Source organism: Streptomyces sp. NPDC093510 (assembly GCF_040683555.1).
Lineage (GTDB): Bacteria > Actinomycetota > Actinomycetes > Streptomycetales > Streptomycetaceae > Streptomyces.
On the sequence record NZ_JBFBEE010000012.1, the window covers coordinates 223,562 to 238,635 of the forward strand.

Here is a 15,074-nt window from a genome sequence, read left to right on the forward strand (position 1 = left end):
TCGCTCATGCCCCCCACCCGGCCTGCACGCCGCCGACCCGTTCCTTGACGATTCGCTCCTGCCAGCCTGACCGCTCATAGGCCCCGAGCGGATCAGGGGCGAGCCCCAGGTCCTCCCTGACTTCTGCCAGTAGGGGACGCACATCGGTGCTGTATGCATCCATCAGCGCCCCGTTCGCCGCGAGGACATCGCCCGAGCGCTGGGCGTCGGCCAGCGCCTCGACGTCCACGAGCAGCGCCTTCGCCGTGGCCTCCTGCACATTCATCACGGACCGGATGATCGCGGGGATCTTCGCCTCGATGTTGTGGCACTGGTCGAGCATGAAGGCGACACCCGGCGCGTCCGGGGTGCCTGCCGCGAATCCGCCGCCGCGCACCACTTCGTACATGATCCGGAAGAGCTGGAAGGGGTCGGCCGCGCCGACCATCAGGTCGTCGTCGGCGTAGAAGCGCGAGTTGAAGTCGAAGCCGCCGAGTCTGCCCTCGCGCAGCAGCGTCGCGACGATGAACTCGATGTTGGTGCCGGGCGCGTGGTGGCCGGTGTCGACGACGACCTGCGCCTTGGGGCCCAGCTTGAGGCAGTGCGCGTACGCGGTGCCCCAGTCGGGGACGTCGGTGGCGTAGAAGGCGGGTTCGAACAGTTTGTACTCGAGGAGCATCCGCTGGTCGTCGCCGAGGCGGTCGTAGACCGTGCGCAGCGCCTCGGCCAGGCGCTCCTGCCGGTCGCGCAGGTCGTCCTGTCCGGGGTAGTTGGTGCCGTCCGAGAACCAGAGCTTGAGGTCCTTCGAGCCGGTCGCGTCCATGACGTCGACGCACTCCAGGAGGTGGGCGACGGCCTTGCGCCGGATGGCCGGGTCGGGGTTGGTGACCGAGCCGAGCCGGTAGTCGTCGTCCTGGAAGACGTTGGCGTTGATCGCGCCGAGGCGCAGTCCGCGCTCCCGTGCGTACTCGGCGAGCGCGCCGTAGTCGTCGACGCGGTCCCACGGGATGTGCAGGGCGACGGCCGGTGCCACGCCTGTGTGTGCGTGGACGCGGGCGGCGTCGTCCAGTTTCTCGCGCGTGGTGCGCGGGACGCCTGGCTGCGCGAAGACCTTGAAGCGCGTGCCGGAGTTGCCGTACGCCCAGGACGGTGTCTCCAAGGCCTGGGTGGTGAGCGCCGCTTTCACGGCGTCCTTACTGGGTCCGGCGGTCATCGCGCAGCCTTTCCGAAAGGTGGTTCTTCGTGGGTCAGTTGGAGAAGTGATGGGTACCGGAGGCCGCGGCGTAGACGGCGCAGCCGTCGTCCATCCGCAGGAACTCCGTAGTGCCGTGGTCCACTTGGGAGGCATTTTCGGCGGGGATCCACACCTCGGCCGTGGTGTGGGCGGGCAGGGTGAGGGTGAGCCGAAACCCGTCGGAGCCCGCCTTCCAGCGCGTCGTGACGGGGCCGCGGACCGAGTCGAAGCGGCCTTCCGCCTCCGTCACGCCGCCGCCGGGGCGCGGCCGGACGAGGACCTTGCGGAAGCCCGGCTCGGCCGGGGCGATGCCCGCGATGTTCGCGTACATCCACGCACCGACGGAGCCGTACGCATAGTGGTTGAAGGAGTTCATGCCGGCGTCCTGGAAACCGCCGTCCGGCCTGATGGAGTCCCAGCGCTCCCACATCGTGGTGGCGCCGCGGTCGATCTGATAGCCCCAGCTGGGGAAGGACCGCTGGAGGAGCAGCCGGTAGGCGACATCGGTGTGGCCGGTCTCGGTGAGCACGTGCAGCAGGCGCGGTGTGCCGAGGAAGCCCGTGGACAGGTGCCACTGTTTGGACCTGACGAGTTCGACCAGACGGTCGGCGGCGGGGGCCCGGTCGGCGTCGGCGAGCAGATCCATGGACAGGGCCAGGACGTACGCGGTCTGCGTGTCGCCCTTCACGCGGCCGCCCCCGGAGACGTACGCGGCGCGGAAGGCGTCCCGCACGCTCCGGAACATCGCCGTGTACGTCTCCGGGTCCTTGCCCAGCGCCTCGGCGGTCCGCGCGACGAGGGCCGCGCTATGCGCGAAGTACGCCGTGCCGATGACGTCCTTCGGAGTCTCGTCCTGGACGTTCAGCCAGTCTCCGTAGCCCTCGGCGGGGCGCAGCCAGCCGGTGCTGTGCTTCTCCAGGTGGTCGAGCCACTTGAGCATCGAGTCCCAGGCACGTTCCAGTACGCGGGTGTCTCCGTAGGCCTCGTACAGCGCCCAGGGGACGGTGACTCCGGCGTCGCCCCAGCCCGCGACGCCCTTGCCGACCGGTCCGACGAACGGCGCGACATCCGTGAAGGCGCCGTCGTCCGACTGGCCGTCGCGCAGGTCGTCGAGCCACTTGGTGAGGAAGCGGGCGGACTCCATGGTGTAGGCGGCGGTCGGCGCGAAGACGTTGATGTCACCGGTCCAGCCGAGCCGCTCGTCGCGTGCGGGCGTGTCGGTGGGGACGGACACGAAGTTGCCGCGCTGTCCCCATGTGATGTTGCTGTGCAACTGGTCGAGCATGGGGACGTTCGTCCTGAAATCCATGGTGAACGGCGCCGACGTGTGAAGCACCCTTCCGACGACCGCGTCCAGCGGCGGTTTGCCGGGGAGACCGGTGACCTCTACGTAGCGGAACCCGTGGAAGGTGAAGCGCGGTTCGTACGTCTCCTTGCCACCGCCCTTGAGGGTGTACGTGTCGGTGGCGCGGGCCGTGCGGAGGTTGGCGGTGTAGAGCGTGCCGTCGGGGTCGAGGACCTCCGCGTGGCGCAGCCGGACGGTCGTGCCCGCCTTGCCGGAGATGGTGAGCCGGGCGACGCCGACCATGTTCTGGCCGAGGTCGTAGACGAAGACGCCGGGCTTCGGCTCGGTCACCTTCCGCGCGGGAATCTGCCTCTCCACGCGCGTGGGGGCGTCGACCGCGGCGACGAGCGCGGCGGACACCTTGTCCACGGTGTCGGCGGCGGCCCACTCGGAGTCGTCGAAGCCGGCACGGGTCCACCCCGGCGTCTCCCGGCGGGCGTCGTACTCCTCGCCCGACATCAGATCCGCGCCGGTGACCGGGCCGAGAGCGGCACGCCACCGGGGCCCCGACAGCACACGCTCGGTCGTCCCATCGGCGTACGTGACCTCCAACTGGGCGAGGAGTGCGGGGCGTTCTCCGTACTGGTGAGGGCCGAACCAGCCGATGTTCCCCGCGTACCAGCCGGTCGCGAGCGTCACGCCGAGGGCGTTGGCTCCGGAGCCGACGAGTTCCGTCACGTCGTACGTCTGGTACTGGACGCGTTTGCGGTAGTCCGTCCAGCCCGGCGCGAGGCGGTCCTCGCCCACACGCCTGCCGTTGAGGTGCGCTTCGTAGAGGCCGAGCGCGGTCGCGTACAACCGGGCCCGGACGATCTTGCGGCCGCTCAGCCGGAACTCGTGGCGCAACTGCGCGGCCGGGGAGTGCGCGGGGACGACCTTGCCCCACGGGCCCCCGCCCCACGCGGCGAGAACCTTGGCGGCGGCCCAGGAGCCGTCGTCGTACCCGGGGGCCCGCCAGTCACCGTCGGGCTCCTTGTCGGCGGCTCTCCACGCGGCATCGGTGAGGAGGGTGCGCACGCCGTCGGCGGTGGTGAGTTCCAGGAGGCCGAGCAGGCCCGCGGGCCCGGCGGTGGCGTTGGTCGCGGAGACGGCGAGGACGGCGGCACCGGGGCGCAGCTGCTCGGTGACGTCCACGAGCACGGGCCGGCGCCAGTTGTCGGCGGCGCTGTCGGCCTCGGTGTGCGCCACGCGCGCGCCGTTCACGTACGCGGTGAACCCGTCGTCGGCCGTGAGGACGAGGCGGGCACGCCGCACGCCCTCGGGGACGTCGAGACGGCCGCGGAACCAGCGGGTGGCGGCCGGGGCACTGTCCGCTGGTTCCCCTTCGGGGAACCAGATCCAGGACGCGTCGTCCAGGGCGGGGGCGCCGACGAGAGAGGCGGGCGCGCCGATCCACCGGGCGGACCAGTCGGACGCGGAGGTGAGACCGGTCTCCCACCAGGACGGCTCGCTCCAGGGGGAGGGCTCCCCGGCGGTGTCCCAGACGCGGACCGACCAGAAGTACCGCGTGCGCGCCTCGAGTTCGGGGCCGCCGTACGGAACGAGGACCGAATCGGGCGAGTCGACCTTGCCGCTGTCCCACACGTCGGGCTCGTCGAGGCGCTCCGGTGCGGTGGCGACCCGGATCCGATAGGCGCTCTGCGCGTGGCCGGGGACGTCCGACGCCAGCGGCCAACTCAGCCTGGGCCGGGCGGTGTCGATGCCGAGCGGATGTCGCGCGTACTCGACGGTGGGCCGGGTGACGCGCAGGGATTTCGTGCTGGTGCCGGTGCCGGTGCCGGTGCCGGTGCCGACACCGGTGCCGGTCAGGGAGGCGGCGGAGGCGGACGCGGCTGCCGAGGCAGGGGTGGTTCCCGCGACAGCTGTGCCCAGGGCGATGGTGCCGGTGGTGCCGAGCAGTCGTCTTCTGCTGATCACAGGGAGCTCCGTAACGACTCGGGAATGAATCGTTTCACGGACGGCGAAGCTAGGCGCAGGGGCTGCCGCTGTCAATAGGTCGGGCGGGAGGAATGTGCCGTTCACCCCTTGAAAATCCGCGACCCCGCAGGATTCTCAAGTCCTCCCCATTGACGGTGCAGTTGGCGCGGGTCTAGCTTCCCTGCCACTTGGTTGAAACCTTTCACGCCCATCGATCGGTGCTACCCATGAGAGAGCCCCCCGTATTGGCCGCGCACGGCCTGAGCAAGTCCTTCGGCGCCGTACGCGCGCTCCGGGACGTCTCCCTGCAGCTCCACGCCGGAGAGGCGCACGCCCTCGCGGGTGAGAACGGTGCCGGGAAGTCCACCCTCATCAAGACCCTCGCCGGCGTGCACCGGCCCGACACGGGAGGGCTCACCCTCGACGGCGAACCGGTCGTCTTCCACGGGTCGGCCGCCGCCCGTGACGCCGGGGTCGCCGTCATCTACCAGGAACCGACGCTCTTCCCCGACCTCTCCGTCGCCGAGAACATCTTCATGGGCCGACGCCCGCGCCGCTCCCTGGGCCGGGTCGACCACAAGGCGGTGACCGCCGCGGCCCGTTCGCTCTTCGCACGGCTGGCCGTCGCCCTGGACCCCGAGCAGCCCGCGCGCGGACTGTCCATCGCCGACCAGCAGATCGTCGAGATCGCCAAGGCGCTGTCCTTCGACGCCCGCGTGCTCATCATGGACGAGCCGACCGCCGCGCTCACCGGCAGCGAAGTGGCCCGCCTCTTCGGCGTCGTGCGCGCCCTGCGCGAACAGGGCGCCGCCGTGCTTTTCATCTCCCACCGCCTGGAGGAGATCTTCGCGCTCTGCCAGCGGGTCACGACCCTGCGGGACGGCGCCCTGGTCGCGAGCGAACCCCTAGACGGCCTCACCGAGGACGACCTGGTGCGCCGCATGGTGGGCCGCGACCTCGACGAGCTCTACCCCAAACAGGCCACCCGGGCCGGTGACATCGCGCTGAGCGTGCGGCGGCTGACCCGCGAGGGGGTCTTCACCGACGTGTCGTTCGACGTCCGGCGCGGGGAGATCGTCGGCCTCGCCGGGCTCGTCGGAGCGGGCCGCAGCGAGGTGGCCAGGGCCGTGTTCGGCGTCGACCGGTGGGACGCGGGGACCGTCGAGGTCGAGGGCAGGCCCCTGACCAACGGCGCCCCCAGCACGGCCATGGCGGCCGGACTCGCCCTCGTACCCGAAGACCGGCGCGCCCAAGGCCTGGTGATGGACATGTCCATCGAACGCAACATCGGCCTGACCGGGCTGCGCGCCGACGCCCGCGCCGGGCTGATGAACCGCCGTGCCGAACGCGACCGCGCCATGGACTGGGCGCTCAGACTCCAGGTCAAGTACGCGCGGATCGCCGACGCGGTCGGCACGCTCTCCGGCGGCAACCAGCAGAAGGTCGTCCTCGCCAAGTGGCTGGCCACCGGGCCGCGCGTCCTGATCGTCGACGAGCCGACCCGCGGCATCGACGTCGGCACCAAGGCCGAGGTGCACCGGCTGCTCTCCGAACTCGCCGCGGACGGCGTCGCGGTGCTGATGATCTCCTCCGACCTGCCCGAGATCCTCGGCATGGCCGACCGTGTCCTCGTCATGCACGAGGGACGGCTCACCGCCGAGATCCCGCGCTCCGCCGCCACCGAGGAGTCCGTGATGGCGGCGGCCACGGGGAGGGCGGCATGACCGTGACACTCCGGAGGGCGATGTGACCGTGACGACAGAGAGTCCCGCATCAGCCGTCGACCCGCGGATGGCCGGCGCCGCCCGCATGGTCGAGCGCGTCTTCAAGATGCGCGAACTCGCCATCCTCCTGGTCTTCCTGGTGATGATCGTCCTCACCCAGGCGGGCAACAGCGAGTTCCTGTCCGAACAGGGCATCAAGGACCTGCTCCTGAACGCGACGATCCTCGTCCTCGTCGCCACCGGGCAGGCCCTGGTCGTCATCACCCGCAACGTCGACCTGTCCGTCGGTTCCACGCTCGGCATCAGCGCCTTCGCCGCGGGCGACCACCTCCAGGGCGGTGGTACGGCCGGCACCGCGATCCTCCTCGCGGTCGCCCTCGGCATCGGCTGCGGGCTCCTGAACGGCGCGCTGGTCAGCCTCGGCCAGGTGCCCGCGCTCGTCGTGACCCTCGGCACCCTGTACGTCATCCGCGGCATCGACTCGATCTGGGTCGGCTCGCGCCAGATCACCGCCTCCGATCTGCCCGGCGGATACGTCGACTTCGGGTCCGGCGGCATCTCCGCGGTGCCCTGGCTCGCGCTGATCGCCCTCGTCGTCCTGGTCGGCGTCGCGTACTACCTGCGCCACTACGGAGGTGGCCGCGAGCTGTACGCCCTCGGCTCCAACCCGGAGGCGGCACGCCTGGCCGGAATTCCGGTCCGCAGGCGGATCCTCATCGCGTACACCGTGTGCGGCGCCTTGGCCGGCCTCGCGGGCGCCCTCTACCTCGCCCGCTTCGGCAACGTCGACTCCGCGACCGGAAACGGCTACGAACTCACCGTCGTCAGCGCCGTCGTCGTCGGCGGTGTCGCCTTCACCGGAGGCTCCGGCAGCGTCTACGGGGCGGCGCTCGGCGCGCTCCTGCTGACCTCCATCAACAGCGTGCTGCCCGCCCTCGGCGTCAGCTCCGTGTGGGTGCTCGCCATCAACGGCGTCCTGCTCGTCCTCGCCATCGCCGTCGACCGCGTCGTGGCCCTGCGGGTCGCGCGGGCCCTGAAGAACAGGTCCGCATCGAACAGAAGGAGTGGCCGCAGTGACTGACTCCCCGCTCGCGCGTGCCGTCCGCTGGGACACGGTCGTCGGCGTCCTCCTCGTGGTCCTGCTGCTGCTCTCCTTCGGCTTCGTCGACGGCTTCGGCAACGCCCTCAACCTGTCCTTCCTCATCGGCAACACCCTGCCGATCGCGTTGATCGCCCTCCCCATGACGCTGCTCGTGGTCTCCGGAGAGATCGACCTCTCCGTGGCGTCCACGGCGGGACTCTCCGGAGCGGTGATGGGCGCCCTCTGGAACGCGGGCCTGGCCATCGAGACGATCATCCCGCTCTGCCTGCTCCTCGGCGTCGTCTGCGGACTCGTCAACGGCCTCCTGGTGACCCGGCTCGGACTGCCCTCCCTTGCCGTCACCATCGGCACCATGGCCGCCTACCGGGGCATCGCCCAGATCATCCTCGGGTCGGACGCCGTCACCGACTTCCCCACCCAGTACCTCGACTTCGCGGCAGGACGCATCGGCGACACCTTCGTCCCGTACGCCTTCCTGCCCTTCCTCGCGCTGCTCGCCCTCGCCGTCGTCGCCCTGCACGCCACCCCCTTCGGGCGCTCGCTCTTCGCGATCGGCGCCAACGAGGAGGCCGCGCGGTTCGCAGGGGTGCGGGTCAAGCGGCACAAGCTGTGGCTGTTCGTCGCCACCGGTCTCATGGCCTCCCTCACCGGAGTCTTCTGGGCGCTGCACTACGCGAGCGCCCGCTACGACAACGCCACCGGACTCGAACTCTCCGTCGTCGCGGCCGTCCTGCTCGGCGGCATCGACTTCGACGGCGGCAGGGGCACCCTCGGCGGCGCCGTCGCCGGTGTCTTCCTGCTCGGCGCGCTGCAGAACGCCATGAGCCTGCTCAACGTCTCCGCGCAGTCGCAGATCGTCGTCACCGGCGTGCTCCTCGTGGTGTCCGTGCTCGCGCCCCGCGTGGCACGGCAGGTGACCATCGCGCGCGCGGGACGCCGAGCGGCGGCCCCCGTCCCCTGACACCGCCCGGAACCAACTGCCCGCCCTCCTCCCGGCCTCTGAGCACCCCGCTTCCGAAAGGGACCCGCCATGTCCTCTCCCGTGCTCCGCAAGCCCGTCCCGCGTCGTGTCGGGGCCGTCCTCGCCGCCGCCGCGCTGACCCTCGCCGCCACGGCCTGCGGGGGCACCACGAAGAACTCGACGAAGGACGACGACAGCGCCAGGGCCTCGGACGCGAAGGCGGACCCGAACGCCGCCACCAAGAAGGACCTCACCGTCGCCTTCCTGCCCAAGCAGGTGAACAACCCGTATTTCACCGTCGCCGACAAGGGGGGTGAGAAGGCCCTGGAGGAGCTCGGATCGACGTACAAGGAGACGGGCCCCAACAGCGCCACCGACACCAGCGGGCAGGTCGGTTACGTCAACACGCTCACCCAGCAGCAGGTCGACGCCATGGCCGTCTCCGCACAGGATCCCGGCGCGCTGTGCACCGCGCTCAAGCAGGCGATGAGGAACGGCGTCAAGGTCGTGACGTACGACTCGGACACCAAGCCCGCCTGCCGGCACGTCTTCGTCTCCCAGGCGAGCGCCGAGGCCCTCGGCCGCAGCCAGGTGCGGCTTCTCGGCGAACAACTCGACTACAAGGGAGAGATCGCCATCCTCTCCGCGGCCCAGACCGCGGCGAACCAGAACACCTGGATCGGCTACATGAAGGACGAGCTGAAGAAGCCCGAGTACAAGAACATGAAGCTGGTGAAGACCGCCTACGGGAACGACGACGCGCAGCAGTCCTTCCAGCAGACCCAGGGCCTTCTCCAGGAGCACCCGAAGCTCGCAGGGATCATCTCGCCGACCACCGTGGGCATCAAGGCGGCCGCCCAGTACCTGTCAGGCTCCAAGTACAAGGGCAAGGTCCTGCTGACCGGCCTCGGCACCCCCAACGACATGCGCCGGTACGTGAAGAACGGCACCGTCGAGGGCTTCGAGCTCTGGGACCCCGCCAAGCTCGGCGCGCTCGCGGCCCACACCGCCGTCGCCCTCTCCTCCGGGCAGATCACCGGCAAGAAGGGCGAGAGGTTCGAGGCGGGCGACCTCGGCACCTTCACCATCGGCGACGACGGTGTTGTGGACCTCGGCAAGCCGACCGTATTCGACAAGAAGAACATCGACCGGTACAGGTTCTAGGGCCGCCTCCGCCTTCGAAGCCCGAAGCCCTGAAGCCCCCACGCCCGACGCCGCCAGGCCCGAGGCCACCGCCCCCGGACCGCGGTGCCTCAGTACGCTGGGCGGCACGGCCGGTGACGGCCTCACAGCAGGATGGAGCACCTGGAACGCATGGTCGGCATCAAAGACGTGGCGAAGCACGCCGGAGTGTCGGTGGGCACCGTGTCGAACGTGATCAACCGCCCGGACATGGTCTCCGAAGAGACCCGCCACCGGGTGCTCGCGGTCATCGACCGGCTCGGCTACGTGCGCAGCGAATCGGCGCGCCAGCTGCGCGCGGGACGCAGCCGCATCATGGCGCTGCTCGTCCTCGACATGGGAAACCCCTTCTTCGTGGACGTCGCCCGCGGCGCGGAACGGGCGGCGCGGGAGGCCGGGCTCCGCGTCATGGTGTGCAACAGCGGACAGAGCCCCTCCGAAGAGGCCGAATATCTCGCGCTCTTCGCCGAGCAGCGGGTGCACGGCGTCCTGCTGACGCCCGCGGACGCGACCGGACGGAACATCGAGGCCTTCCGCAGGCACGGCATCCCGTTCGTCCTCGTCGACCGGGTCGCCGAGGGCGCCACCGAGTGCTCCGTCTCCGTGGACGACGTGATGGGCGGTGCGCTCGCCGTCCGCCATCTCGTGGACGCGGGGCACCGCGCCATCGCGTACGTGAGCGGCCCGCCCGGACTCAACCAGGTCAAGGACCGCCGCGAGGGTGCCCTCCAGGCGCTCGCCGAGGCGGGGCTCGACGCGTCGGCTCTGCGGGAGCTGCCCACCGAACGGCTCGACGTGGCCGCGGGGCGCGACGCGGGCGCCCGCATCCTCGGCCTCGCCGAGCGCCCCACCGCCGTCTTCTGCGCCAACGACCTGCTGGCGCTCGGGGTGCTCCAGGCGATGTACGCGGCCGGGGTGCGCGTTCCGGAGGACGTCGCGATCGTCGGCTACGACGACATCGAGTTCGCGGCCGCCGCTGTGGTGCCGCTCACCTCGGTGCGCCAGCCCGCCGTCACCATGGGGGCGATGGCGGCGGAGCTGCTCCTGGAGGAGACGGCGGGCACAACGGGAACAGCGGCGACGGCGGAGGGGCAGCCCGCCGACGCGCACGAGCACCGGCGCGTGGTGCTCGTGCCCGAGCTGGTCGTACGCCGCTCCAGCCTGCCGCCCCGCTGACGAGGCCCGTGTGCTGGACTGGTGCCCGAACACACGTACCCGCCACGTCGTCCGGGAGCAGCTTTGACCATCACGTACCGCCAGCCGGGAGCAGTCCTCACCGACCGCCGCTTCAGCGTGCCGCTCGACCACGACGATCCGGCGGGGGAGCGGATCGAGGTCTTCGCGCGCGAGGTGGTGTCGGCGTCCGAGGGCGGCCCGGAGCTGCCGTGGCTGGTCTATCTGACGGGTGGCCCCGGCTTCGGGGCGACCCGCTTCAACGGCAGGGAGTCGTGGCTCGGCCGCGCCCTGGAGGACTTCCGCGTCCTCCTCCTCGACCAGCGGGGCACCGGCAGCTCCACACCCGCCAACCGCCAGACGCTTCCCCTGCGCGGCGGCCCCCGCGAACAGGCCGACTACCTCGGCCACTTCCGTGCCGACTCCATCGTCCGCGACTGCGAGGCGATCCGCGCCGAAGTGACCGGCGGCGCCCCCTGGACCGTCCTCGGGCAGAGCTTCGGCGGCTTCTGCGTCACGCACTACCTGTCGGCGGCGCCCGAGGGCCTGGCCACCGCGCTGATCACCGGTGGCCTGCCCACGCTCGACGGCCACGCGGACGACGTGTACCGCGCCGCCTATCCGCGCATGGAGCGCAAGGTCGCCGCGCACTACGCCCGCTACCCGCAGGACGTCGAGCGGGCCCGTCGCATCGCCGCCCACCTCGCCGAGCACGAACCGGTCCTGAACGGCGGCTACAAACTGACCGTCCCGGCCTTCCAGTCGCTCGGCATCCTGCTCGGCCAGGGCGACGGCAGCCACCGCCTGCACTACCTCCTCGAGGACGCCTTCGTGCGGACACCCGACGGGGTGGCGCTCTCCGACGCCTTCCAGGAGAACGTGCGGTCCGCACTCTCGTACGCGGGCAACCCGCTCTACGCGGTCCTGCACGAGGCGATCTACGGCCAGGGCGGGCGGCCCACCGCCTGGTCGGCCGAGCGGGTGCGCACCGAGTTCCCGCAGTTCGACGCGGAGAAGGCCCTGGCGGGCGACGCGCCGCTGCTGTTCACCGGCGAGGCCGTGCAGCGCTGGATGTTCGACAGCGATCCCGCGCTGCGTCCCCTGCGCGAGACCGCCGACCTCCTCGCCGAGCGCACCGCCTGGCCGCGCCTGTACGACCCGGAGCGCCTCGCCGCCAACGAGGTGCCGGTGGCGGCGGCGATCTACCACGACGACATGTACGTCGACACGGAGCACGCCCTGCGCACCGCCCGGACCATCCGTGGCCTGCGCACCTGGGTCACCGACGAGTTCGAGCACGACGGGCTGCGCGTGAGCGGTCCGCGCGTGCTCGACCGGCTGCTCGCGCTGACGCGCGGCGAGGCCTGAGCGCATGGGCGCCTGAGCGCTTGAGAGCCTGAACCGCCTGAGGCCCGCGCGGGCCTGCCGTGAACGCCCGGCTCGTTGTCGGACCCCGGCGATAGGCTGGGACGTATGACCGAGCCGCAGAGTTCAGCCGCCCCAGCCGACCAGCTCACCCCCATGCCCGAGGACTGGCGGCGCGCGCTCGCCGTCGTCGCCCACCCGGACGATCTGGAGTACGGGTGCTCGGCGGCGATCGCCGGCTGGACGGACGGCGGCCGCGAGGTCACGTACCTCCTGGCGACCCGTGGCGAGGCCGGCATCGACACGCTCGACCCGGCCACCTGCGGGCCGCTGCGCGAGCGCGAGCAGCGGGCGAGCGCGGCGGTGGTCGGCGTGGACGCCGTGGAGTTCCTCGACCACAAGGACGGCGTCGTCGAGTACGGCACGGCGCTGCGCCGCGACATCGCCGCCGCGATCCGCAGACACCGCCCCGAGCTGGTCATCACGCTCAACCACCGCGACACGTGGGGCGGCGTCGCCTGGAACACCCCCGACCATGTGGCGGTCGGCCGCGCCACGCTGGACGCCGCGTCGGACGCGGGCAACCGCTGGATCTTCCCGGAGCTGATCGAGGAGCAGGGACTGGAGCCGTGGGACGGCGTGCGATGGGTCGCCGTCGCCGGTTCGTCGGCGCCCACGCACGCGGTGGACGCGACGGCGGGCCTCGACCGGTCGGTGGCCTCGCTCCTGGAACACCGCACGTACATCGAGGCGTTGACGGACGAGGACCCCGAGAAGTACTGCCGCAGGTTCCTGACGGGGAACACCCAAGCCCTGGCGCCGCGCTTCGGTGGCAAGCCGGTGGTGGGGTTCGAGGTCTTCAGTCGGTGAGCCCGCGCCCTTAGCCTGACGGCCCATCAGGAGTGATGGGCCAAGTGATGGGTCAGGAGAGCGGATGATCGACACCATCGGCACGGACATCCCGGAGGGCGAGGAGCGGCTGCGCCTCGACGTCGAGGACGGGCTCGGCGTCCTCACCCTCTGCCGCCCCCGCAAGCTCAACGCCTGGAGTTGGGAATCCACCCGGCAGTTGGGCCTGTTCGCCGACCGGATCCGCTTCGACGACTCGATCCGGGCGGTGCTGCTGCGGGCCGAGGGCCGGGCGTTCTGCGCGGGCATCGACCTCACGGCGCCGGGCGGCGCGATCACGGGCCGCTCCGGTGCCGAGCGCACCCGGAACTACTACGAGGGCATGCGCTGGGTCCACGAGCGTTTCCGTACCTTCGCGGAGCTCCCGCAGCCGGTCGTCGCGGCCGTCCAGGGATACTGCCTGGGGTTCGGCTTCGAGCTGGCGCTCATGGCGGACGTGCGGATCGCGGCGGACGACGCGGTGTTCGCGCTGCCCGAGGCACGGCTCGGCGTCGCGGTGGACGCGGGCGGCGATCTGCGTATCGCGCGGGAGGCCGGCGCGGGCTGGGCCAAGTTCCTCGCGCTCACCGGCCGCCGCATCGACGCGGCGACGGCCGAGCGGCTGCGCCTCCTCCAGCAGCTCGTCCCGGCAGCGGAGTTGGCTGGGACGGCCCGCTCCTTGGCCGCCGAGATCGCGGCGAACGCACCGCTGGCCGTGCAGGGCATCAAGCGCGGCATCGATGCCTACGCCGACGCGGGCATGGCGGGCGCGCTCGACCGCGTCGCGGTGAACGCGGCGCTCACGCTCACGTCCGAGGACTCGCGCGAGGGGTTCGGGGCGAAGGCGGCGGGCCGGTCGGCGTCGTTCGAAGGCAAGTAGGGAGGGCACCTTCACTCTTCACCCTTCATCCTTCATCCTTCACCCCTCGAAGGGCCCCCTCCCCATCTGTTCCCGCACCGTCACCACCGGCGGGCTCACCAACCCCCTCCGCTGCCAGTTCGCACCGTCGACCACCAACGTGTGGCCCGTGATGAAGCGGGCGTAGGGAGAGGCAAGGAAAGTCGCCGCCCAGCCCAGTTCGCGGGGCAGGCCGACGCGGAGGGCTGGCTGGCGAACAGCCTTGTCCCGGGCCGGGTCGGCCGGGTCGGTCCGGCCAACCCGATCGCCCCCGTCGAGTGCGCCGCGGATGTCGTCGGTCATGTCGTCGTGCGGCATCAGCCCCGGCACCAGGCCGTTGATCTGGATGCCGTACGGGCCCCACTCCACGGCGAGGGTCTCCACCAGGCTCTTCACCCCGGCCTTGGCCGCCGCGCTGTGCGCGAAGCCGGGGCCGCCCGTCCAGGCGTACGACGCCCCGACGTCGATGACCGAACCGGGCGTGCCCGCGGCGAGGTGGCGCCGGCCGAACTCGCGCGTCATCAGGAACGTGCCGGTGAGGGTGGTGTCCACGACCGCACGCCATGCGTTCGGCGACATGTCCTCCGCGGGGACGGGGAAGTTGGCGGCCGCGTTGTTCACCAGGACACCCGGTAAGCCGTACGCCTCCTGCGCCGTGTCGAAGACCTCGGCGACGCGGTCGGCGTCCCGGATGTCACAGACGGCGGTCGTCACGCGCCCGCCCAGCGCCGCCAGTTCGTCGCGCGCCGCCTTCAGCCGGTCCTCCTTGCGGCTCGCGATCACCAGGTCGGCGCCGAGCCGTGCGAACTCCGCCGCGACGGCCTTGCCGAGGCCGGTTCCGCCGCCCGTGACGAGGACGACGGTCCCGTCGTACGTGCCGGGCGGCAGCGCGCTCGCTCCTGGCGGGGGAGGGGCGGGCAACCCGGGCAGCGCCCGATCTTGCCCGGAGGAGCGCGGGGCTTCGTCGTCCGTCATGCGCGCATCGATACCGCGTACGGGACGAGACCGCCATGCGGGCGGCTGAATCCGCCGGTCGGCGCGGGCCACTGGTTCTGCTGCCGAGACAGACCACCCGGCCTGGTCCGGACAGCTCATCGCGCGGGCGGGCCTCGGCGCACTGGACCGTCTCACCCGACGACGGGATCCGCGTGGTCGACGGCTACTTCCGCACCGGCGCCCTCGTGCGCCGCACCCCGCAGGGTGACCCGGTGGTGACCGGCCGCGTCCGCGACACTGCGCGGCGGGGAAACAGCTGAGGCCGGTGGGCGGGACCCGGTCGAGTCCCGCCCACCGGCGAACGCCTCGC

12 protein-coding genes are annotated in these 15,074 nt (G+C 71.5%); 9 read left to right on the forward strand and 3 right to left on the reverse strand.

Translation table 11 applies throughout. From position 1 onward, the window contains the following. Positions 1-4 precede the first annotated feature (4 nt). Together rhaI and AB0N81_RS21225 are read right to left on the reverse strand one after the other, a co-directional pair. Positions 5-1,192, reverse strand: coding sequence for an L-rhamnose isomerase (gene rhaI / locus AB0N81_RS21220; protein ID WP_365360455.1), 1,188 nt, complete (start codon positions 1,190-1,192; stop codon positions 5-7). Between the two features lie 34 nt (positions 1,193-1,226). Next, positions 1,227-4,475, reverse strand: coding sequence for an alpha-L-rhamnosidase (locus AB0N81_RS21225; RefSeq protein WP_365360457.1), 3,249 nt, complete (start codon positions 4,473-4,475; stop codon positions 1,227-1,229). 227 nt (positions 4,476-4,702) lie between these two features. Between AB0N81_RS21225 and AB0N81_RS21230 the strand changes: the two genes are divergently transcribed. The 8 genes from AB0N81_RS21230 to AB0N81_RS21265 all read left to right on the forward strand — a co-directional run bounded on the left by AB0N81_RS21230 (position 4,703) and on the right by AB0N81_RS21265 (position 13,750). Further along, positions 4,703-6,199, forward strand: coding sequence for a sugar ABC transporter ATP-binding protein (locus tag AB0N81_RS21230; protein ID WP_365360459.1), 1,497 nt, complete (start codon positions 4,703-4,705; stop codon positions 6,197-6,199). Between the two features lie 67 nt (positions 6,200-6,266). Next, positions 6,267-7,280: an ABC transporter permease gene (locus AB0N81_RS21235; RefSeq protein WP_365360620.1), complete on the forward strand. Its 1,014-nt coding sequence runs from the start codon at positions 6,267-6,269 to the stop codon at positions 7,278-7,280. Further along, positions 7,273-8,262 (forward strand): ABC transporter permease, encoded by a 990-nt coding sequence (locus AB0N81_RS21240; protein WP_365360461.1) that lies wholly within the window; start codon positions 7,273-7,275, stop codon positions 8,260-8,262. Before AB0N81_RS21235 ends, AB0N81_RS21240 begins: the two co-directional genes overlap by 8 nt. Positions 8,263-8,331: 69 nt before the next feature. Further along, complete coding sequence (gene rhaS, locus AB0N81_RS21245) at positions 8,332-9,426, forward strand: rhamnose ABC transporter substrate-binding protein (RefSeq protein ID WP_365360463.1); 1,095 nt, start codon at positions 8,332-8,334, stop codon at positions 9,424-9,426. Positions 9,427-9,567: 141 nt separating this feature from the next. Then, positions 9,568-10,620, forward strand: a complete 1,053-nt coding sequence (locus tag AB0N81_RS21250) for a LacI family DNA-binding transcriptional regulator (RefSeq protein WP_365360622.1) — start codon at positions 9,568-9,570, stop codon at positions 10,618-10,620. A 63-nt stretch (positions 10,621-10,683) separates the two neighbouring features. After that, positions 10,684-11,985 (forward strand): alpha/beta fold hydrolase, encoded by a 1,302-nt coding sequence (locus tag AB0N81_RS21255; RefSeq protein ID WP_365360465.1) that lies wholly within the window; start codon positions 10,684-10,686, stop codon positions 11,983-11,985. Positions 11,986-12,090: 105 nt separating this feature from the next. Further along, positions 12,091-12,852 carry a PIG-L deacetylase family protein gene (locus AB0N81_RS21260; RefSeq protein ID WP_365360467.1) on the forward strand — a complete coding sequence of 254 codons (762 nt, stop codon included), beginning with the start codon at positions 12,091-12,093 and terminating at the stop codon, positions 12,850-12,852. Between the two features lie 64 nt (positions 12,853-12,916). Then, on the forward strand, positions 12,917-13,750 hold the full coding sequence (locus AB0N81_RS21265; protein WP_365360469.1) for an enoyl-CoA hydratase/isomerase family protein: 834 nt from the start codon (positions 12,917-12,919) through the stop codon (positions 13,748-13,750). 39 nt (positions 13,751-13,789) lie between these two features. Here AB0N81_RS21265 and AB0N81_RS21270 read toward each other — a convergent pair whose 3' ends face one another. Beyond that, positions 13,790-14,743: an SDR family oxidoreductase gene (locus AB0N81_RS21270; RefSeq protein ID WP_365360471.1), complete on the reverse strand. Its 954-nt coding sequence runs from the start codon at positions 14,741-14,743 to the stop codon at positions 13,790-13,792. Between the two features lie 35 nt (positions 14,744-14,778). Here AB0N81_RS21270 and AB0N81_RS21275 point away from each other — a divergent pair, with 35 nt between their 5' ends. Next, complete coding sequence (locus AB0N81_RS21275; protein WP_365360473.1) at positions 14,779-15,024, forward strand: hypothetical protein; 246 nt, start codon at positions 14,779-14,781, stop codon at positions 15,022-15,024. The last annotated feature ends 50 nt before the right edge of the window (positions 15,025-15,074 follow it).

What these genes read in the sequence shown, in the direction of transcription:
- AB0N81_RS21275 (WP_365360473.1), top strand. Translation starts at nt 14,779, where the DNA reads ATGCGGGCGGCTGAATCCGCCGGTCGGCGCGGGCCACTGGTTCTGCTG.
- rhaI (WP_365360455.1), bottom strand. Translation starts at nt 1,192, where the DNA reads ATGACCGCCGGACCCAGTAAGGACGCCGTGAAAGCGGCGCTCACCACC.
- AB0N81_RS21230 (WP_365360459.1), top strand. Translation starts at nt 4,703, where the DNA reads ATGAGAGAGCCCCCCGTATTGGCCGCGCACGGCCTGAGCAAGTCCTTC.
- AB0N81_RS21270 (WP_365360471.1), bottom strand. Translation starts at nt 14,743, where the DNA reads ATGACGGACGACGAAGCCCCGCGCTCCTCCGGGCAAGATCGGGCGCTG.
- AB0N81_RS21260 (WP_365360467.1), top strand. Translation starts at nt 12,091, where the DNA reads ATGACCGAGCCGCAGAGTTCAGCCGCCCCAGCCGACCAGCTCACCCCC.
- AB0N81_RS21235 (WP_365360620.1), top strand. Translation starts at nt 6,267, where the DNA reads ATGGCCGGCGCCGCCCGCATGGTCGAGCGCGTCTTCAAGATGCGCGAA.
- AB0N81_RS21265 (WP_365360469.1), top strand. Translation starts at nt 12,917, where the DNA reads ATGATCGACACCATCGGCACGGACATCCCGGAGGGCGAGGAGCGGCTG.
- rhaS (WP_365360463.1), top strand. Translation starts at nt 8,332, where the DNA reads ATGTCCTCTCCCGTGCTCCGCAAGCCCGTCCCGCGTCGTGTCGGGGCC.